We start from the raw sequence: 19,436 nt of genomic DNA on the forward strand, positions 1-19,436 counted from the left end.
ATTAAAACTTAAATTAATGAAAAAAAACTATCTATTCGTAATAACAACTATTTTCAGCTTTATAGCTTTTTCTGGCTTTGCACAGAGCTTTGGTAATGGTGTTTTTATTTTAAATGAAGGTAATTTGGGTACCGATACTGCATCTGTTTCCTTTTTAAACAATTCAGGAACATTAGAAAATAATATTTTCACATCACAAAATACAGGTCAAAATTTAGGACAAGTTGGTCAAGGGATGGGGTTTGATGGAAACAATGCTTATATAGTTTCAAACGGAAGTAGTGAAATAAACGTTGTTAATCATTATACATTTGCTCATATTGCAACAGTAACAACAGGTATTAATAACCCAAGACATATTGTCTTTAATAAAGGTTTTGGTTATATAACCAATTGGGGAGATCCAGGAGTTACTACAGATGACTATGTAGCGGTAATGGATTTATCAACAAATACCATTGTAAGTACTATTTCTGTTGCTGAAGGGCCAGAAAGAATTGTAAAAAAGAATAACCAACTTTTTGTAGCGCATCAAGGTGGCTATGGTTTTGGGAGTTCTGTTTCTGTGATAAATTTAGCAGATAATACGGTGTCTCAAATTACGGTTGGAGATGTTCCAAATTCAATTTTGGCAGATGATGATTACCTATATGTACTTTGTGGTGGAAAACCAGCTTGGACAGGAGATGAAACTTTAGCTAAATTATATAGAATAGATTTAACAGATTTTTCTGTAATGACTGTTTCTGATTTTGCAACGGGAGAACACCCAAATTTTTTACAAGTAGATAATGGAAAAGCATATTACGTATTAAATAATAATATTTATAATTTCGATTTTTCTGCAAGTTTGCCAACTACAGAGTTTATTAATACATCTGCTCAAAACGTTGCCTTGTCTTATGGATTATCTTTAATCGATGATGTTTTTTACTTAGCAGATGCTATAGATTACGTGAGTAATGGTAAAATTAGAACTTATAATTTGTCAGGAGTGTACCAGAATGAATATACGGTTGGTATTATCCCAAATGGAGTCTATAAATTGCCATTAGGTATTTATGCTCCTCCAGCAGGACAAGTAAGTACAACAGCGATGGAGAAGGATAGCGCATTGTTTGTAGAGTGGGCTTCAGGTGCTACAATAACAAGAGGGTTAATTAATATTGCAGACCCTTCAGCCATGTATAATGGTAGTAGTTACGCTACCGTAGGTTCATCTAGTTCTCCTATTGGTATTGCTAATTCTGATGTTGTGAGTTTAGGAGATGGAGGTCAAGCGGTTTTAACATTTAATACCCCTATTAAAGATGGAACAGGATTTGATTTTGCTGTTTTTGAAAATGCTTTTAGCGATACTTTTTTAGAATTGGCTTTTGTTGAAGTAAGTTCAGATGGTGTTAATTATTTTAGATTTCCATCACATAGTCAAACTCAAACAGATACGCAAGTAGGCGGTTTTGGTAGTGTTGATGCTACATATGTTAATAATCTTGCAGGGAAATACCGTTCTGGATTTGGAACACCTTTTGATATAAATGATATTGCCGATACACCATTATTAGATAAAGAGAATATTACACATGTAAAAATTATTGATGTTGTAGGAACTATAGATCCAGCATATGCAACCTATGATTCTTATGGAAATATGATTAATGAACTATATGCAACACCTTTTAATTCTGGTGGTTTCGATTTAAATGCTATTGGAGTTATAAATAAAAACACACTAAGTGTAGGTTCTTTTACAAAAGAATTAAAAATAACATTATATCCTAATCCGGCTACATCTCAATTTTATGTTTCTCAAGCTGGTTTAGTTTCTGTTTATTCTGCTGAAGGACGCTTGGTTTTAAATAAAAATATAGAATCTATTGATACACCAGTTAATATCGAGAGTTTAACTTCTGGTATTTATTTGGTTAATATTACTTCTAAAAAAGGAAGTGCTACACTTAAGATAGTGAAAAAATAAAAATGCTTTCTAGTTCTCAATAATCCATTGATTATAAAGGATTAAAAGGACTCACTTAAAAGCCTCTGAATTATTTAGAGGCTTTTTGTTGTCATTAAATCAAATCACAAAACCAAAAACCTTTTTTTTCGTTTTCGGTATTAGGAGTATCGTATTCGCGATATATCTTTTCTCCAATAGTAAAGGAGATTGGCGATTTAAATATAGGTCCGTCATAACAAAAAGTATGGAACTCGCCATTTTCTCCACAAGGATCTACATCTTTTGGTAAGTTTTCAATAAGTTCTTTAGTGATGGTTTTTCCAACAAATTCTTCCGAGAAATAGGTTGAACTAGCACAAACAATGATGGCTTTAAAACCTAAGTCTAGGAATTCGTTAATTAATTCTTTCGTATTTCTTTTCCAAAGTGGAAATACAGTAGAAATACCAAGTGCACTTAAATTATCTTCTCGGTACTTTTTTAAATCCTCTAAAAAAATATCTCCAAAAGCACTATGTGTAAAGTGTTCTGTTTTTAATGTATGTAAAGCAGTATGCATGATCGTTTCATAATCTGCCATACTTGGTTGCTCCGGTAATTCAATAATTTGTAACGGAATACCAATAGCTTCCGTTTGTTTTTTTAATAAGGAAACCGGCAAACCATGCATTGTTACTCTTTGATAATGGGAGTTAACCGTTGTAACTAGTTTCTCTATGGAAAAATTTTCGTCTTGAAATAAATGGTATAATGCTAAGGCAGAATCTTTTCCTGTACTCCAATTAAAGTATGTTTTATTAGTCAATGTACATGCCGTTTTCAAAAGGTTGGTAATCTACTTTAGTGTTTAATTTATTAAAGTTATTTATTCTAGGTTGTACAAATCTTCCGTTTTCTAAAATATGTTGTAAAGCTGCTGCAAGTAATGGTTCGTTTTCGTTTCCTAAAATACCATAGTTATTCGGCATTTCCTTTAGTAAAATGTCTGGTATTAATCCTTCATTAGGAACACTAACATCCAACTTGTTTACTGTTTTTGCTACTAATGGCTGCATCGCATACGTATGCAACGGGTTTGCGCCACTTCGTTTAAAATCTGGAGAATCGTAAATAGTTATAGACGCTTGTGATTTCCCTCTAGTTTCTACCCCAATTTGTATAACTTCTATTTGTGCGTATGCTTTTAGGCTATTAATCACCATTTCGCTTGCAGAAGCAGATGCATAAGTTGTTAGTATGTACACTTTTTGTAGATTTAGACTGTTTATGCTGTTTCCGTCAAAAAAATCTGTAAAAAGATACGCTGTATTATTACTTTGTAAATCGTTGTTATATATTAGTTTTGCAAAGGTTTCACCGTTAAATTGTCCCGTAATCATACTTCCTAAAAGCGTTGCCGTATTTACTGAACCTCCAGGATTATAGCGTAAATCTAAAACTAAGTTTTGCACATTATTACTTTGTAAAGTAGCAAAGGCATTATTTAACTGTGTATTAAAATCGGCAGTAAAACCATTGTACATTAAATAACCAACGTTTTGATTGTTGACTTCTAGTATTTCGGTTTTATATACAGGGTTTTCGGTAAAGGCAACTTTATTTAATGTAGCCGTTTCTGAAGTCGAAATAACAGCATCATCACTATCATCATCTGGCGTATTATTGTCATTGTAGTTTGCAAGATTTAAGGTGTACGTATCTCCACTTAATAGGGAGTTAATATTGTTTTCGGTTAAAGGAACACCATTAACGGCATTGAATATTTGTCCGCGTTGCAAGTTCTGATTTTCCGCAGGACTATTATTTAAAACCAGTTTTATAATACCAAACACATTAGTAGTACTTCCAGGTTCAAAATAAAAGTCATACTCTAAACCATTACTTTTTCTTACGCCATTAAAACTTTCCTCTAAGGCAATATAATCATTAGTAATCCAGCTGAATCGATCTACGTTTTGTCTATCATAAATTAAGTTTTCAAATAAAGATTCCGGAGATTCAAAAGCATTTAAATAACTAGAATAATCACTGTCATTGGAAAATCTGTCATTTGCTAAATCGGGTTTGTTTTCTTTATATAAATAGGCATAATTCATTCCTTTATAAACAAAGTCTTTAATATCTTTATTGGTAACCGGATTATCATCTAAGTCTTCAAAACAAGCAGTACATAAAGATGCTGCAAAGCATAGAAGTGCAATTCTTTTAATTATATTCATAATGATAAGATTTCTTTTTTTCTTTTAAAAGTACTTATTTTATCCGCAACTAAAAATTAATTGTAACAAAAGAAAGAGTTGTTCGTCTTAATAGAAACGGCCCTTACCAAGCAGTTTTATAACTAGAGCCAATTAATAATTGGAATGAAACCAAAAATAATGACACAAACAGAGTTTTTACATATTGTAATGCCCTTTAAAGATAAGGTGTTTCGTTTAGCAAAACGTTTGTTAGTGTCTAGGGAAGAAGCGGAAGATGCAACACAAGAAGTGCTTTTAAAATTATGGAAAAATAAAACCAAGATTCAAGAGTATAAAAACGTAGAAGCATTTTCTATGACCATGACGAAGAATTTTTGTTTAGATAAATTAAAATCGAAGCAAGCCCAAAATTTAAAGTTGGTGCACAGCAATTACCAAGACAATAATACGTCTTTGCAAAAGCAATTAGAATTTAGTGATAGTGTGCGTTGGGTTGCTAAAATAATAGAAGATTTACCAGAGCAACAAAAAATGGTAGTGCAATTAAGAGATATTGAGCAATATGATTTTGACGAAATTGGCAAGATGTTGGATATGAATAATACAGCAGTGCGAGTAGCATTGTCTAGAGCAAGAAAAACAATAAGAGAAAAATTAACAAAAACACACAATTATGGTGTTAAATAATATAGAACAATTACTAGAAAAGTACAACAATGGCGAAACATCGCTAAAAGAAGAGCAGCAGTTAAAAGACTATTTTAAACAAGAGACTGTAGCGCCACATTTAGAAATGTATAAACCAATGTTTGCCTATTTTTCTGTAAGCCAAGAAGAAAAGTTTACTAAAGACGTTCCATTAAAATCTAACAAAAACAATTTGTATACATGGATTTCTGTCGCAGCAGTAGCAGTTCTTATGTTAGGATTTTATTTTAAATCGCCTCTAACTTCTGCAGAAGATTTAGGTACTTATGATGATCCTGAAATGGCATATCTTGAAGTAAAAAAATCTTTAGAAATGATTTCTACGCAATTTAATAAAGGCGCTTCAAGTATTAATTATCTAGCAGAAGTAGGAAATACAACAAGTTTAGTTTTTAAAAACTAGAAAACATGTACCGAGCCTTTTATCTTTTATTTAAAAAAATAATTGGCGAATACATTGTTACAATTAATAACAAATAAATACTACAAAAATGAAAACACCAATAAATAATAAAATAAACAAAATGAAAAAGAATGTAATTTTAGTCGCAATGGCTTTATTAATGATGCCTTTTGCATCTATGGCGCAAGATATATTTACAAAATATAGCGATAATGCAGATGTAACGTATGTAAACATTAAACCAAAAATGTTTCAAATGTTGGCTAAAATGGATATCGATACCGATGATCCGGAAGCAAACGAATATCTAGCAATGGTAAACAGTATTACTAGTTTAAAAACTATTATTACAGAAAAAGGTGGGATTTCTGCAGATTTAACCTCTTGGGTAAACTCTAAAGCAAGTAGCTTAGAAGAGTTAATGGAAGTTAAAGATGATGGAACGGTAATTAAATTCTACATTAAAGAAGGAAAAGACGAAGACCATGTACAAGAGCTTTTGATTTTTGTAAACGGAATAAGCAAACACATGGAAGGATCTGATATTTCTGTAAATGGTGCCCAACGTAAATTTGAAACTGTTATCGTGTCTTTAACAGGAGATATAGATTTAAAACAAGTTTCTAAACTTACCAAGAAAATGAACATTCCTGGAGGAGAACATTTAGACGATAAAAAATAAATAATACATACACATGAACCTTCCATAACGAGCATTCGATACCTATTGGAATGCCTATTAAGGAAGCAACATGTGACCAATAAAAAACAAATAATACATACACATGAACCTTCTATAACGAGCATTCGATACCTATTGGAATGACTATTAAGGAAGCAACATGTGACCAATAAAAAACAAGTAATATACACACATGAACCTTCTATAACGAGCATTCGAGACCTATTAGAATGCCTATTAAGGAAGCAACAGGTGACCAATAAAAAACAAATAATACATACACATGAACCTTCTATAACGAGCATTCAATTACCTAATGGAATGTCTATTAAGGAAGCAACATGTGACCAATAAAAAAAATAATATATACACATGAAACCATCAATCAAAAAACTATTGGGCGGCTTACTAACAATAACCTTGTTAGTAAGTTGTAGCAATAAAGAATCTTTACAGACGTACTTTGTAGATAATCAAGAAACAGCAAGTTTTACAACAGTAGATATACCTACAAGTATTGTAGACTTTGAAAATGCAGATCTTTCTGAAGAAGAAAAAGAAGCATATAACTCTATCGAAAAACTTAATTTTTTAGGTTTTAAATTAGACTCCAGTAATCAAGAGACTTATCAAGTAGAAATGGCTAAAGTGGCTTCTATTTTAAAAGATGAAAGATATATAGAGCTTGGCGATTTTAATATGTTTGGTTCCAAACTATCTGTAAAATATATAGGCGATGATGATCTGGCAGATGAGTTTATTGTCTTTGGAAGCTCTAAGGAATATGGCTTTGGTGTTTTACGTGTATTAGGAGATAAAATGAGTCCAGCAAAATTAGTAAGACTAGCAGAATCTATGAATAAAGGAAAAGTGGATGATAGCCAGTTAAAAGGATTAATGGAGTTTTTTAAGTAAAAATATTTAGTTCGTTAATTTTCCATAAAAAAGGCTTACCGTTTTGGTAAGCCTTTTTTATGGATAAAACTTTAATTTTTTATATCTCTTCAGAAGCAATTTCTTTAGCCTTTTTAATTTGTTCTAGCTCTTCGGCTTCCGGAATTCTTTTCGTTATAATCACATTAATAATTACGGCAAGAAAGCCTATAATAATTGGTGTAATAATGAAAATGCTATCTAAAACATCTAGCATTCCAAAAAGAACAAAAGACATTATTACAATGCCGCAAAGCGTTAAAGATTGGTTGTCTGTAAGCATAAATAAATTTAAATTCCTGTATAATTACTCGGAGTAATCACTTTTAATTCTTCTTTAATTTCGTTAGATACTTCTAAGGTATCAATAAAATTCGAAATAGATTGTTTGGTAATCTTTTCATTGGTTCTTGTTAAACCTTTTAAAGCTTCATACGGATTAGGATATGCTTCTCTTCTTAAAATAGTTTGAATTGCTTCTGCAACAACTGCCCAATTGTTTTCTAGGTCTTCCGCAAATTTAGACTCATTCAACAATAATTTATTCAACCCTTTTAAAGTACTTTTAAATGCAATCAACGTATGTCCGAAAGGTACTCCAACATTACGTAAAACAGTACTATCGGTTAAATCACGTTGTAGTCTAGATATTGGTAATTTGGCAGAAAGATGTTCAAAAATAGCATTTGCAATTCCTAAGTTTCCTTCTGAATTTTCAAAATCTATCGGATTCACTTTGTGTGGCATTGCGCTACTTCCAACTTCACCAGCTTTAATTTTTTGCTTAAAGTATTCCATAGAAACATAGGTCCAAATATCTCTATCTAAATCTATAAGAATCGTATTTATTCTTTTTAAGGCATCAAATAAAGCAGCCATATGATCATAATGCTCAATTTGTGTGGTAGGAAACGAGTGTTGTAAGCCTAATTTTTCTTGTACAAAAGTACTTCCAAAAGCTCTCCAGTCAATATTTGGATACGCCACTTTGTGCGCGTTAAAGTTTCCAGTTGCTCCACCAAATTTAGCAGCGCTTGGTACATCATTCAGTAAATTAAATTGTTCTTCTAAACGGACTACAAATACTTCAATTTCTTTTCCTAATCGGGTAGGAGATGCAGGTTGACCATGTGTTCTTGCTAGCATTGGTATGTGTGCCCAATCTTTTACTAATTCTTTTAATCTATTAAGAACTATAAAATATTCTGGTACATACACGTCATTCATTGCATCTTTAATGCTTAATGGAATTGCCGTGTTGTTAATGTCTTGAGAGGTTAATCCAAAGTGGATAAACTCTTTGTATGCCTGTAAATCAAGTTTGTCGAATTTTTCTTTTATAAAATATTCAACTGCTTTTACGTCGTGATTGGTAATTTTTTCAATGTCTTTAATTGCTAAAGCATCTTCGGTTGAAAAATTGGTATAAATAGCTCTTAAATCTTCAAAAATCGATTTGTCTACAGATTCTAATTGTGGTAACGGAATTTCGCAAAGTGCAATAAAGTATTCAATTTCTACTAAAACACGATATTTAATAAGTGCTTCTTCGCTAAAATATTTACCTAATTCGTCAATCTTATTTCGGTATCGACCATCAATTGGTGAAATGGCAGTTAGTGTATTTAAAGACATAGTTTGTGTTGGTTTTTAAGAAGATGTAAAGATAGGAAATTGATTAACGATTGACGATTTTTAAATTAACGATTTTTGAAGGTTTTACAATAGTGCTACTATTTTAAAGAAATATAGAAGGAACAAAAACAGGAACTGGAATAAAATGGGTTAAAAGCCTTATCTGTGAAAGTTTTTAAATCTAGGCTAAAAATGGAATTGAAAGAAAGAGGAGTTAAAACTTGTGAATTTTTAATTGCATTTGCGGATTTAAAAAGTGCTTCGCCTTTTTCTACAAACCATCCGAGTTTCGCTAAAGCAAAACCCACCTTCCTTTAACTAAAGGAAGGAGCCAGTAATAATTATGATTTTTACTAATTGCGTAATTGTTTATTTAATTAGAGTTTATAGTAACTGCAGTAAAAATAATAAAATGGGTTAAAAGCCTGTTGTTTAGTGCTCTCCTCTTTTTTCAAAGAGGAGAATGAATTTAAATTCCCTTAAAAGGAATTGAAAGAAAGAGGAGTTAAAACTTGTGGATTTTTAATTGCATTTGTTAATTCAAAAAGCGCTTCACGCTTTTTCTTCAAACCATCCGAGTTTCGCTAAAGCAAAACCCACCTTCCTTTAGCTAAAGGAAGGAGCCGGTAATAATTATGATTTTTACTAATTGCGTAATTGTTTATTTAATTAGAGTTTGGAGTAATGGAAATAAAAAAAATCGAGTAGAAAAGAGTTCTTTAATATTTTTACATATAATTATATATTTAGGGTTCGAAGCAACTTGGATTTCCGACGGTGTCGGAATAATCAAAATCAGAAATAATGAGCGTAGGAATGGAGATGCAAAGCGCAGCTTTAAGCACGCAATTCCGATAGCGAATGGTGCTTTGCAATTTCCTATTTTGATACTGATTTTTTGGTTCGTTTTGTATCTAGACAAAATGAACATCATAGAGATTTAAAAAACAAAAGGAATACTGAAAATAAAGCCGTTTCACGCTTTTTCTTCAAACCATTCGATTTTCGCTAAAGCAAAACCCACCTTCCTTTAACTAAAGGAAGGAGCCGGTACTAATTATGATTTTTGTAAAATTTGAAAATTTGAAAATTTTAAATTTAGTTTTTATTTTTTTTAATTTTCACTAATATCTGTTTCGCTCGTGCTTTAAATCCAGAACTCTGCATCTGGAAATCACGTTCTAAAATTAAAACCAATTCCGGATGAATCCAATCCTGATCCTTACCCAGCAAATACAAACAATGCATGGAATAGGCTTTTGGCGCAATTTTTTCATCATTAATCATATAATCAAAACAAACTTCTATGATTTTTTCTCGATGTCTCGGAAGTAATTCTGCTTTAATCCTGTTTTCCGTTTTAGAATAATATGCTTTTACTAAATATTCGCAGACTTTAGCAACAGGTCTAACCGCAGAATCTTGATGTACTTTGTGCATGTTTTGGGTAAAATAATCAAGATACGGAATCGCTTCTTCCAAATTTTCTTTACACATAAACTCAAAAACCCAAGCAGCACGGGGCGAAATTTTATCGTCCACCATAAAAAGTATTTCTAGTAATTTTTCAATTAGATCGGGATTATCAATAACCAGATTTGCATAATGTAAGCGTTTCTCACGGGAGTGGTTTACATAATTTAATTCTTCGTAGAGTTGCGCTGTAGTCAAAAGATTTAGTATTTTTAAAGTCTAAAATTAATAAAAAAAAATAGATGAAAATGATTAAAAAGATACTTTTGGCTTTACTTGTAGTATTTGTGATTGCGCAATTTTTTGGACCGGAAAGAAATGAAGGAGAACTAACATCTATTATGGCTTTTGAAACCGAAACAAATCCGCCAGAAGATGTGAAACTTATTTTACAAACTAGCTGTTATGATTGCCATAGTGATGTAACGAGCTATCCTTGGTATAATAAAATAACACCAGTAAATTATTGGTTAGCAGATCACGTTAAAGACGGAAAAAAACATTTTAATGTATCTGGTTGGGAAGCAAATTCCGTGAAAAAGAAAGATCATAAGTTCGACGAACTTATAGAAATGGTAGAAGAAAAAGAAATGCCTTTAGATTCTTATACCTGGACACATACCGAAGCAAATCTTACCGAAGCACAAAGAGTAGCTGTTATTGATTGGGCAAAAAATGTGCGTTTAAAATATGGTTTAATGCCAAAACCGGAATAGTTCGTGTTTAGTATTACGTCTTCTGTTAACAGTTCGAAAAAATAAATATTCGTGTCAAAAAAAGTACTAATTATAGGATTTGTTTGGCCAGAACCGAAGAGTTCTGCTGCTGGAACTAGAATGATGCAGCTCATTCAAGTCTTTCTAAATCAAAACTACCAAATTACCTTTGCGAGTCCTTGTGCAAAAAGCGATAATGCTTTTGACTTAACAACTATTGGGGTTTCACAAGTTGCTATCGAATTAAATAATGCGAGTTTTGATACTTTCATTTCCGAATTAAATCCAAATATTGTGTTGTTTGACCGTTTTATGATGGAAGAACAATTTGGTTGGCGAGTGGCAGAAAATTGCCCAAATGCATTACGAATTCTAGACACCGAAGATCTTCATTTTTTACGAAAAGGAAGACAGCAAGCTTTTAAGGAAAAACAACCTTTTACCGACCAATATCTGTTTAGCGATATTACAAAACGGGAAATAGCAAGTATCTATAGGTGTGATCTGACTTTGATTATTTCGGAAGCAGAAATAGAAATTTTGAAGGATCGTTTTAAAATAGATGCAGCACTTTTACATTATTTACCATTTATGCTGGATCCAATTACTTCTGAAACTGTGCATAAACTTACAAAATATGAAGCACGTAATCACTTTATAACCATTGGTAATTTTATACATGAACCCAATTACAATGCGGTTCTATACTTAAAAGAAACCATTTGGCCTTTAATACGTAAGCAAGTGCCAAAAGCTGAAATGCATATTTACGGATCGTATGCTAGTCAGAAAGTAAATCAGTTACACAATAAAAAAGAAGGCTTTTTAATAAAAGGATTTGCCGAAGATGCAAACCAAGTCGTTCAGGATGCAAAAGTATGTTTGGCGGCTATCCGGTTTGGCGCAGGATTAAAAGGAAAGCTTACAGAAGCCATGCAAAACGGAACACCTTGCGTTACCACTAATATTGGAGCAGAAGGTATGTTTGGTGATTTTGAAGCTAACGGATTTATAACAGATAATCCTCAAGAATTTGCAGATAAAGCAGTTTTACTTTATAAAGAGGAATCGCTATGGAAGGAAAAGCAAAAAAATGGTTTTCAGATAGTTAATAAACGATTTAGTAAAGAGATACATCAAAAAGAATTCATTAAATTCCAAAAGGAAACCGCTAAAGAACTGCATAATAAAAGACAAAATAACTTTATAGGGCAGATGTTAATGCATCATACTCTACAAAGTACCAAGTTTATGAGTAAGTGGATAGAAGCGAAGAATACCGTTAATTAATAACAATAAAAATGAATTGGATCCTTTTAGCACAAATCATTTATTTACTACTAGTTATACTTGTTTGTCTTCGAATTATTTTTGATACTAAAAATACTACTAAAACAATAACGTATGTATTGCTCGCTATATTTTTGCCATTAGTTGGAATGATTATATATTTTTCTTTCGGCGTTAATTATAGAAAACGAAAGATGTATGATAAGAAGCTCATGGATAATGAGCGTTTACAAGGCGATTTAGAAAAAGAACTTATTAAATATTCTAAAGATATTCTGCAAGATGGCGATGCAGCAGTAAAGAGTAATAAGAAATTAATCAATCTAGTTTTAAAAGAAAACTTAAGTCCATTAACGAATAGTAATGATGTAAAACTACTCCTTAATGGCGAAAACAAATTCCCAGAAGTTATAAAAGCAATAGAAAGCGCAACCCATCATATTCATGTAGAATATTATATTTTTCAAGACGACGCTATTGGTAATACGCTTGTGGATTTACTAATTAAAAAAGCCAAAGAGGGAATTAAAGTCCGTTTTATTTATGATGATTATGGCAGTCGTTCTATTCGAGAAAAATGCATTCCAAAGCTAAAAGAAGCAGGAGTAGAAACCTCTCCTTTTTATGAAATAAAATTTTATGCCTTTGCAAGTAGGATCAATTATAGAAACCATAGAAAAATTATTATTGTAGATGGAAAAACTTCCTTTGTAGGTGGAATAAATGTGAGTGATAAATATATTAATGGTAAAAATAATAAATTGTTTTGGCGGGATACACACATAAAGATTGAAGGGCCAGCAACTTGGTATTTACAATTTCTATTTTTATGCGATTGGAATTTTTGTGCCGAAGATACGGTTGCAATAAATAATGAATTGTTTCCAAAATTGGAAACATTTACATCTGCACAAGATAAAATGGTGCAAATAACTGCAAGTGGTCCAGATTCGGATACGCCAACCATTCTTTTTTCCTTATTTCAAGCTATTTGTTTAGCAAAAAATGAAATTCTAATTACAACACCATATTTTATTCCTGGAGATAGTCTTTTAGATGCTTTAGTTATTGCTGCAAAGAGCGGCGTATCTGTAAAGCTTCTGGTTCCTGGTATTTCCGATTCTAAATTGGCTAATTTTGCTTCCAGTTCTTATTATAGTACACTTTTATATGCTGGAGTAGAAATCTATAAATATCAAAAAGGTTTTGTTCATGCCAAAACTTTGGTAGCAGATAATGAAATAGCAATCGTTGGTACGGCAAATATGGATATAAGAAGTTTTGATCTGAATTTTGAAGTGAACGCTATTGTTTATGATGCAGAAATAAACCAGCAGCTTAAAAATGCGTTTTATGAAGATATTGAGAATGCAGATAAAATAGATATTGAAGCCTGGAAAAATAGACCAGCATATATACAATTCTTCGAACAAATGGCACGCCTTTTTTCTCCTTTACTTTAAGTCTTTATTTGAAATTAAAAAGTCTACTATTTTGTATAGCACAAGGCGTAATGCTTGTCATTAAATGTGTTAACTATTAAACCGATACCTTTTAAAAATAATAATAATTTAAAATATTTGCTAAATTCTAAAATGTAAAGTATATTTGTCATTATGGAAAAACAACTTTCCTTAATATAAAATGTATTTGTCCTATGGATTCCAAGAAATTTTTAGATTGTGAACGAAAGCGATTTCATAGCTTTATCGGATTTAGATTACCGCACGCATTTTTCAACATCGGAATTGCTATAGCAACTTTAGCAATTGTATGCATGTGTATTCGTGCTTTTTTAATAGAATCGGATGCCGAATGGCTAAAGATTATAACTAAGCAAGTTTTGTTAATAGGGATGTTAGTTATGTCTATATCTAAAGATAAAGAAGAAGACGAGATGACCATTGCTTTAAGAGCACAATCTTATGCTATTGCTTTTGTGGTTGGTGTATTGTACGCTATAATATTACCTTATGTAGAATTTGGAGTATCGAATATAGTGCATTCTGGAGGAGAGTCTTTTAAAACTTTAGGAGATTTTCAAGTACTAATTTTTATGCTCATGATTCAACTGATGTTTTATCATAATTTAAAACGTTTCAGATAATGGAAAATACAATTAAAGTAGAACGTGCTATTTTGAGTTTAACTCAAGATGATTTGGCTAAAAAAATTGGTGTTTCTAGGCAAACTATAAATTCTATTGAAGCTAATAGATATGTTCCTTCTACCGTTTTAGCTTTAAAATTATCCGAAGTATTTTCAAAACCGGTAAATAGCTTTTTTAAACTTTCAGAAATCGATTAAGTTAAAATTACTACCTTTAAAAAACGTTTAACCAATCCTAAATAATCATGAAATTTACACAAGCAAAACATCTTATTATTTTACTGTTTGTAATACTATTTACAAGTACTGTTTTTTCGCAATTAAATGAAAAGCAAATAGATTCATTAGTAATAGATGCTCTAGAAAAGTTTCATGTAGCAGGAACAGCAGTTGCTATTGTAAAAGATGGAAAAGTTATTCATAATAAAGGGTATGGCGTTACCTCTATAAAGACTAAAAATCCTGTAAATGAACATACACAATTTGGTATCGCATCTAATAGTAAGGCGTTTACAACAACTGCTTTAGCGATTTTGGTAGAAGAAGGAAAGATTAAATGGACAGATAAAGTAAAAGATCATATTCCAGAATTTAAAATGTACAATGCGTATGTAACCGATAATTTTAATATTCAAGATTTATTAACGCATCGTAGTGGATTGGGTTTAGGGATTGGGGATTTAATGATTTTCCCGGATGGTTCTGATTTCACCATGGATGATTTGTTGTCTAGCTTTCAGTACTTCAAACCAGTTTCCGCTTTTAGAACCCAATTTGATTATGATAATTTATTGTATTTAGTGGCAGGAGAACTTATTGCTAGAAAAAGTGGAATGACTTGGGAAGCCTTTATTCAAGAACGCATTTTTAAACCATTAAATATGGATAATTCGTATGCTTCCTTAAAGCAAGTAACAGATAAAAGTAATCTTGCTTCTCCTCATAATACGGTGAACGGAAAATTAAAAGTATTACCAGATTATAAAGAAATGATAAATGGTGCAGCAGGAGGAATTTTAGCTGGCGTTGATGATATTGCGCAATGGATGTTAGTCCATTTAAACAAAGGGAAGTATGGCGAAAATCTAGAAAATAATTTATTTTCTGAAGAAAGTCAACAGGAAATGTGGAAAATTCACACCACAACAAGCGCAAATAGAAATCCGCGTTATAACTCGCATTTTGCTGGTTACGGTTTAGGTTGGGATTTGGTGGACAAAAAAGGAAATATGATGGTGTCGCACACAGGAGGACTGCCAGGAATGTTAAGCAGCACCCTTTTAATTCCAGATTTAAATGTTGGAATAGTTGTACTTACTAATACAGATCCTGGTGGAGCAGGAGCTTTTCTATCTATTACTAAAACTATTGAAGATGGTTATTTAGGATTAGAGGATTATGCTTGGGCAGATAAATTTTATAATTACTTTAAAGAAAAAGAAGAGGAAGGTGATGTGTTTACAGATCAAGTTTGGAAAACCGTTGCTACTAATAAAAGCAAAAAGATAGACGAGACAAATTATATTGGTGTGTACAAAGACAATTGGTTTGGCAAGGTGGAAGTCTTTAAAAAAGGAAATCAATTATGGTTAAAAAGCCATCGTTCTCCAAAATTAAATGGCGCAATGCATTTTTATAATGCGAATACCTTTGCTATAAAATGGGAGTATCAAGATATGAATGCAGATGCTTTCGCCATGTTTTCTTTAGACGAAAACGGAAAAGCACAAGGTATTAAAATGAAAGGAATCTCACCAAATATCGATTTTAGTTTCGATTTTCAGGATCTGGATTTAAAGCGAATAGAAGAATAAAATCCAATAAGAAGTATAAAAAAAGATCGAAATAGATGATTTTGAGAATCACTTAACGCAATTCTTCCTTAGTTAAACAGCTATTTTCCTGCACTCCAGATATACTGCTTGTTATCATTCAAGGATAGTACTACTATTGTCTCCAACAATTAAACTATTCAAAAAATGGAGATCCTAAAAAAAAGTAATCGAGAATTAGTAATCTTAAGAGCATTTACGGTAAGTACCGTAGCTATTATGGCTATATTTCTTTTGTTTTCTTTTAAAACGAATGAAAATAAAAAATTCGGTACTATTGATGTAGAACGCATCAATATTGTGGAAGCCGATGGTACCATAAAAATGATAATTACCAATGTAGAACAATTCCCAAACGGAACAAATACGGTGAATAATAGAGCGGTTACTAAAGATAGAAAAAAGCGTTCCGGAATGTTATATTTTAATGAGGATGGTATCGAATGTGGCGGATTTATTTACGACGGAACAAAAAATGAAAACGGTCATAGCTCCGGACTTTCCTTAACATACGATCAATATGATGGCGATCAAGTAATGCAGCTTTTAACAACCGATGTTGGAAAAGGCGAGGAAAGAAGAGTGAGCAGCGCATTAACTTTTAACGATCGTACTGCAAATGTATCCCAGCAGGAAACCACCAAGATCATGGAAGAAATAAACCGTATCGCAGATCGCAAATTAAGGAAACAAAAATATAAAGAATATGCAGATCAAGGACTTATTGGCGGAACACCAAGAATAATGCTAGGAAAAACAGGAAGTCAGAATAATGGATTATTTCTATTTGGTGAAAAAGGAGAGACCAAAGCCATGTTTTATGTCGATAAACATAATAATGTAAAACTAGAAGTATATGATGATCAAGGCAAAGTAACCAACTCTTGGCCAGAATAATTTCATAGTAATCTAAAACTTCCTGAAAGCATAGTAAAACAGTTTGCAGGAAGTTTCTTAATTTACCTACCCATGAAAAAGCTATTAAAATATGTACAGATGGATAAATATTTTATCCTATTTATTTTTGTAATAAGCTACGTCCTTGTGGTAAATAATAGGATTAGTGCAGGTCAAAAATGGGATGTGGTTTTTTTACCCGACGGACCATTTTTTACATTTTTAAGTGCTTTTATTATATTCGCTTTCACCCAAGTGGTGATAAAATATGTTGGTAACAAAGATGCGCAAGATGCAAACTTGATTAAAACCTATTTCAAATATTTTAGCATCACATTCGTAGTATACCTTTTGGTTTCCAATATATTTGGGTTTATAATCGCAACTATATTCGATACGATATCCAGAAATTTTAATACAGAAACCTTAATCGCTGTAAATATGGATCGAATGGTAGAGTTTGTGCTATTCGGAAGTTTATATCTAGCCTATTTATATTCCAAAGAAAATAACTCCTATAAAATCGCGATTAATGAATATGACAAAGCATTAGCTTCTAGTAAAATACAACAACTAAAGGCACAGTTAAATCCGCATTTTTTATTTAATAATCTGAATACATTAGATGAACTTATAGCCGAAGATAAAGATAAAGCGAGTAATTTTCTACACGATTTTTCTGAGCTATATCGCTATTCTTTAATTTCATCTGAAAAAAAGTTGGTATCGCTACAAGAGGAGATTCAGTTTACAAAAAGTTATTTTAAATTGATGGAAGAAAAGTATTTGGATTGTTATTCCTTAGAAATTCAGCAAAATAAAAATACTTCAAAGATACAAGTGCCTCCTTTTTGCCTGCAAGTATTGGTAGAAAATGCCATAGAGCATAATTTAGGAATGTTAGATAATCGGGTGCATATTGTTATTTCTATAGATGAGGATATTCAGGTAACGAATACTAAAATCCCAAAGCAGCATAAAAAAGTAACTGGCGGTAGAGCGCTTAAAAATCTAGCTACGCAATTCGCTTTATTAGGAAAAAAAGATATTGTTATTGAAGAAAATGAAACCCATTTTAAAGTAATATTGCCATTTATAAAAAAGCCTACAGATGTATAAAATACTAATCATTGAAGATGAAGCACCAGCAAGAAAAAAGCTGAAAAGATATATGGAGCAAGTCTGTAGTTCGTATGAAATCGTAGCAGAATTAGAAACGGTTGCAGCAGCAAAAACGTTTTTAAAAGCACCGCATGATTTGGACCTTATTTTTTCGGATATAGAATTAAGAGACGGCAATGTTTTTGAAGTATATAAAGAGGTGACTTTAAATTGTCCGATTATTTTTGCTACTGCCTATAATGAATTTTTAATGCATGCATTTGAAACTAATGGCATAGAATATCTTTTAAAACCATATGCACTGGAACGATTTTCAAATGCTTGGGATAAATTCATCCGATTAAAAGGAAGTCCGCAAGTGGATTATAATAAATGGATTGGCACTATACATCATTTACTAAAAGGGAATTCGGAAAGTGTATCCTACAAAGACCAATTCGCAATCAAATCGAATAAGGAAATCTACTTTTTAAAAGTGGAAGATATTGTGTGTTTTCAGGCAGATAACGGCATTGTTTTTGCTTTTGATAAAACGAATAAAAGACATATTATGCCACAAACCGTTTTAAAAGAAATAGAACTTTTTTTAGATCCGAAACTGTTTTTTAGAATCAATCGTAGTGAAACGGTGCAACGTAAATTTATTGACAAACTGGAAAGGTATAATAAAAACACGGTATCGGTATTTTTAAATGCGGAAAGCAAAATACTTAAGACCAGCCAAAATAAAACAGGTGATTTCAATGCTTGGCTAGGTATATAATGGGATTCGTTTCTTTTTTAAACGAAGACATTCCGTTTATTATTCTTTAGATTCGCATAGGTATTAAAACACAGATTCTTAAAACACAACAATGAAAAGTTTACTACACTATATTCAATCTCAATTTTCTATCACAGAAGAAGAAATTAGTCTGCTAGAAAAATGTTTTATAACCGAAGCTGTTTCCGCACAAACCAAACTTTTACAAGCAGGACAAGTAGAACGCTATGTGTATTTTTTAAGTAGTGGTATTGTAAAAGGATACCAAAATATAGATGGCAAATTGGTCATTCAGCATTTAGTTTCTCAACAGGATTTTTTCACTTCCTTAGATAGCTTTATGAGTGCCACGCCAACTTTAGATTATTATGAAACGATTACCGATTGTAAACTCGTGAAAATTTCAAAAACAGATTATGATCTTTTAATAGCCAATACGAGCTTTTGGAGTGACTTTATAAAATTAGTTACTAATGAACACTTAAGTTGTAAGTTGGAGCGCGTTAAAGATTTTCAAATCTTATCTGCCAAAGAACGCTATTTAAAATTTTTAAAGGAAAAACCAGAATTAGCCTTACAGGTTTCCGTAGATAATATCGCTTCCTTTTTAGGCATCGAACCGCAATCTTTAAGTCGCATTCGAAAACAAATCACTTTCTAACAAATGTTATTTTTAACGACTGGTTAACGACGGATATTTGCTCAAAACAAA

General features: G+C 31.8%; 20 protein-coding genes. 15 read left to right on the forward strand and 5 right to left on the reverse strand.

Features of this window, described 5'->3' with window-relative positions; genetic code table 11:
• Nucleotides 1–16 precede the first annotated feature (16 nt).
• On the forward strand, nt 17–1,978 hold the full coding sequence (locus ACVCXO_RS09880; RefSeq protein ID WP_452229430.1) for a DUF5074 domain-containing protein: 1,962 nt from the start codon (nt 17–19) through the stop codon (nt 1,976–1,978).
• Between the two features lie 94 nt (nt 1,979–2,072).
• Here the strand turns inward: ACVCXO_RS09880 and ACVCXO_RS09885 are convergent, their stop codons facing one another.
• Together ACVCXO_RS09885 and ACVCXO_RS09890 are read right to left on the reverse strand one after the other, a co-directional pair.
• On the reverse strand, nt 2,073–2,765 hold the full coding sequence (locus ACVCXO_RS09885; protein ID WP_452229431.1) for a Dph6-related ATP pyrophosphatase: 693 nt from the start codon (nt 2,763–2,765) through the stop codon (nt 2,073–2,075).
• The gene (locus ACVCXO_RS09890; RefSeq protein ID WP_452229432.1) at nt 2,758–4,179 is read right to left on the reverse strand and encodes a S41 family peptidase; all 1,422 of its coding nucleotides are present in this window, start codon (nt 4,177–4,179) and stop codon (nt 2,758–2,760) included. Before ACVCXO_RS09890 ends, ACVCXO_RS09885 begins: the two co-directional genes overlap by 8 nt.
• A gap of 159 nt (nt 4,180–4,338) precedes the next feature.
• On the opposite strand from ACVCXO_RS09890, the gene ACVCXO_RS09895 reads away from it, so the two are divergent.
• From ACVCXO_RS09895 to ACVCXO_RS09910, 4 genes are all read left to right on the forward strand, one after another.
• Complete coding sequence (locus ACVCXO_RS09895) at nt 4,339–4,848, forward strand: RNA polymerase sigma factor (RefSeq protein WP_452229461.1); 510 nt, start codon at nt 4,339–4,341, stop codon at nt 4,846–4,848.
• A complete protein-coding gene (locus tag ACVCXO_RS09900) occupies nt 4,835–5,272 on the forward strand; it encodes a hypothetical protein (RefSeq protein ID WP_452229433.1) in 438 nt (145 codons plus the stop codon). The genes ACVCXO_RS09895 and ACVCXO_RS09900 overlap by 14 nt, the downstream gene beginning before the upstream one ends.
• A gap of 88 nt (nt 5,273–5,360) precedes the next feature.
• Complete coding sequence (locus ACVCXO_RS09905; RefSeq protein ID WP_452229434.1) at nt 5,361–5,954, forward strand: DUF4252 domain-containing protein; 594 nt, start codon at nt 5,361–5,363, stop codon at nt 5,952–5,954.
• A gap of 372 nt (nt 5,955–6,326) precedes the next feature.
• A complete protein-coding gene (locus tag ACVCXO_RS09910; RefSeq protein WP_452229435.1) occupies nt 6,327–6,869 on the forward strand; it encodes a DUF4252 domain-containing protein in 543 nt (180 codons plus the stop codon).
• Between the two features lie 79 nt (nt 6,870–6,948).
• Here the strand turns inward: ACVCXO_RS09910 and ACVCXO_RS09915 are convergent, their stop codons facing one another.
• From ACVCXO_RS09915 to ACVCXO_RS09925, 3 genes are all read right to left on the reverse strand, one after another.
• Complete coding sequence (locus ACVCXO_RS09915; RefSeq protein WP_452229436.1) at nt 6,949–7,170, reverse strand: hypothetical protein; 222 nt, start codon at nt 7,168–7,170, stop codon at nt 6,949–6,951.
• A gap of 8 nt (nt 7,171–7,178) precedes the next feature.
• Nucleotides 7,179–8,522: an adenylosuccinate lyase gene (gene purB, locus ACVCXO_RS09920; RefSeq protein WP_452229437.1), complete on the reverse strand. Its 1,344-nt coding sequence runs from the start codon at nt 8,520–8,522 to the stop codon at nt 7,179–7,181.
• A 1,098-nt stretch (nt 8,523–9,620) separates the two neighbouring features.
• The gene (locus ACVCXO_RS09925) at nt 9,621–10,193 is read right to left on the reverse strand and encodes an adenylosuccinate lyase (RefSeq protein WP_452229438.1); all 573 of its coding nucleotides are present in this window, start codon (nt 10,191–10,193) and stop codon (nt 9,621–9,623) included.
• A gap of 44 nt (nt 10,194–10,237) precedes the next feature.
• On the opposite strand from ACVCXO_RS09925, the gene ACVCXO_RS09930 reads away from it, so the two are divergent.
• From ACVCXO_RS09930 to ACVCXO_RS09975, 10 genes are all read left to right on the forward strand, one after another.
• Nucleotides 10,238–10,711, forward strand: coding sequence for a heme-binding domain-containing protein (locus tag ACVCXO_RS09930; RefSeq protein WP_452229439.1), 474 nt, complete (start codon nt 10,238–10,240; stop codon nt 10,709–10,711).
• A gap of 51 nt (nt 10,712–10,762) precedes the next feature.
• Nucleotides 10,763–12,001, forward strand: coding sequence for a glycosyltransferase family 4 protein (locus ACVCXO_RS09935; RefSeq protein ID WP_452229440.1), 1,239 nt, complete (start codon nt 10,763–10,765; stop codon nt 11,999–12,001).
• A gap of 11 nt (nt 12,002–12,012) precedes the next feature.
• Entirely contained in the window at nt 12,013–13,464 is a 1,452-nt protein-coding gene (cls, locus tag ACVCXO_RS09940; RefSeq protein ID WP_452229441.1) for a cardiolipin synthase, read from the forward strand.
• Nucleotides 13,465–13,658: 194 nt separating this feature from the next.
• Entirely contained in the window at nt 13,659–14,108 is a 450-nt protein-coding gene (locus ACVCXO_RS09945) for a hypothetical protein (protein ID WP_452229442.1), read from the forward strand.
• Nucleotides 14,108–14,308 (forward strand): helix-turn-helix transcriptional regulator, encoded by a 201-nt coding sequence (locus ACVCXO_RS09950; RefSeq protein ID WP_452229443.1) that lies wholly within the window; start codon nt 14,108–14,110, stop codon nt 14,306–14,308. The genes ACVCXO_RS09945 and ACVCXO_RS09950 overlap by 1 nt, the downstream gene beginning before the upstream one ends.
• Nucleotides 14,309–14,355: 47 nt before the next feature.
• The gene (locus tag ACVCXO_RS09955) at nt 14,356–15,924 is read left to right on the forward strand and encodes a serine hydrolase (RefSeq protein WP_452229444.1); all 1,569 of its coding nucleotides are present in this window, start codon (nt 14,356–14,358) and stop codon (nt 15,922–15,924) included.
• 165 nt (nt 15,925–16,089) lie between these two features.
• Complete coding sequence (locus tag ACVCXO_RS09960; protein ID WP_452229445.1) at nt 16,090–16,839, forward strand: hypothetical protein; 750 nt, start codon at nt 16,090–16,092, stop codon at nt 16,837–16,839.
• Between the two features lie 72 nt (nt 16,840–16,911).
• Nucleotides 16,912–17,958 (forward strand): sensor histidine kinase, encoded by a 1,047-nt coding sequence (locus ACVCXO_RS09965; protein ID WP_452229446.1) that lies wholly within the window; start codon nt 16,912–16,914, stop codon nt 17,956–17,958.
• Entirely contained in the window at nt 17,951–18,724 is a 774-nt protein-coding gene (locus tag ACVCXO_RS09970) for a LytR/AlgR family response regulator transcription factor (protein WP_452229447.1), read from the forward strand. The genes ACVCXO_RS09965 and ACVCXO_RS09970 overlap by 8 nt, the downstream gene beginning before the upstream one ends.
• A 91-nt stretch (nt 18,725–18,815) precedes the next feature.
• Nucleotides 18,816–19,385 (forward strand): Crp/Fnr family transcriptional regulator, encoded by a 570-nt coding sequence (locus ACVCXO_RS09975; RefSeq protein ID WP_452229448.1) that lies wholly within the window; start codon nt 18,816–18,818, stop codon nt 19,383–19,385.
• The last annotated feature ends 51 nt before the right edge of the window (nt 19,386–19,436 follow it).

The sequence above is a fragment of the Lacinutrix sp. MEBiC02404 genome (assembly GCF_053601575.1).

Bases quoted from the DNA above. Each gene is read 5' to 3' on its own strand.
- ACVCXO_RS09965 (WP_452229446.1), top strand. From the start codon at position 16,912: ATGAAAAAGCTATTAAAATATGTACAGATGGATAAATATTTTATCCTA.
- ACVCXO_RS09905 (WP_452229434.1), top strand. From the start codon at position 5,361: ATGAAAACACCAATAAATAATAAAATAAACAAAATGAAAAAGAATGTA.
- ACVCXO_RS09915 (WP_452229436.1), bottom strand. From the start codon at position 7,170: ATGCTTACAGACAACCAATCTTTAACGCTTTGCGGCATTGTAATAATG.
- ACVCXO_RS09895 (WP_452229461.1), top strand. From the start codon at position 4,339: ATGACACAAACAGAGTTTTTACATATTGTAATGCCCTTTAAAGATAAG.
- ACVCXO_RS09975 (WP_452229448.1), top strand. From the start codon at position 18,816: ATGAAAAGTTTACTACACTATATTCAATCTCAATTTTCTATCACAGAA.
- ACVCXO_RS09960 (WP_452229445.1), top strand. From the start codon at position 16,090: ATGGAGATCCTAAAAAAAAGTAATCGAGAATTAGTAATCTTAAGAGCA.
- ACVCXO_RS09880 (WP_452229430.1), top strand. From the start codon at position 17: ATGAAAAAAAACTATCTATTCGTAATAACAACTATTTTCAGCTTTATA.
- purB (WP_452229437.1), bottom strand. From the start codon at position 8,522: ATGTCTTTAAATACACTAACTGCCATTTCACCAATTGATGGTCGATAC.
- ACVCXO_RS09910 (WP_452229435.1), top strand. From the start codon at position 6,327: ATGAAACCATCAATCAAAAAACTATTGGGCGGCTTACTAACAATAACC.
- cls (WP_452229441.1), top strand. From the start codon at position 12,013: ATGAATTGGATCCTTTTAGCACAAATCATTTATTTACTACTAGTTATA.
- ACVCXO_RS09900 (WP_452229433.1), top strand. From the start codon at position 4,835: ATGGTGTTAAATAATATAGAACAATTACTAGAAAAGTACAACAATGGC.
- ACVCXO_RS09970 (WP_452229447.1), top strand. From the start codon at position 17,951: ATGTATAAAATACTAATCATTGAAGATGAAGCACCAGCAAGAAAAAAG.
- ACVCXO_RS09945 (WP_452229442.1), top strand. From the start codon at position 13,659: ATGGATTCCAAGAAATTTTTAGATTGTGAACGAAAGCGATTTCATAGC.
- ACVCXO_RS09890 (WP_452229432.1), bottom strand. From the start codon at position 4,179: ATGAATATAATTAAAAGAATTGCACTTCTATGCTTTGCAGCATCTTTA.
- ACVCXO_RS09955 (WP_452229444.1), top strand. From the start codon at position 14,356: ATGAAATTTACACAAGCAAAACATCTTATTATTTTACTGTTTGTAATA.
- ACVCXO_RS09950 (WP_452229443.1), top strand. From the start codon at position 14,108: ATGGAAAATACAATTAAAGTAGAACGTGCTATTTTGAGTTTAACTCAA.
- ACVCXO_RS09930 (WP_452229439.1), top strand. From the start codon at position 10,238: ATGAAAATGATTAAAAAGATACTTTTGGCTTTACTTGTAGTATTTGTG.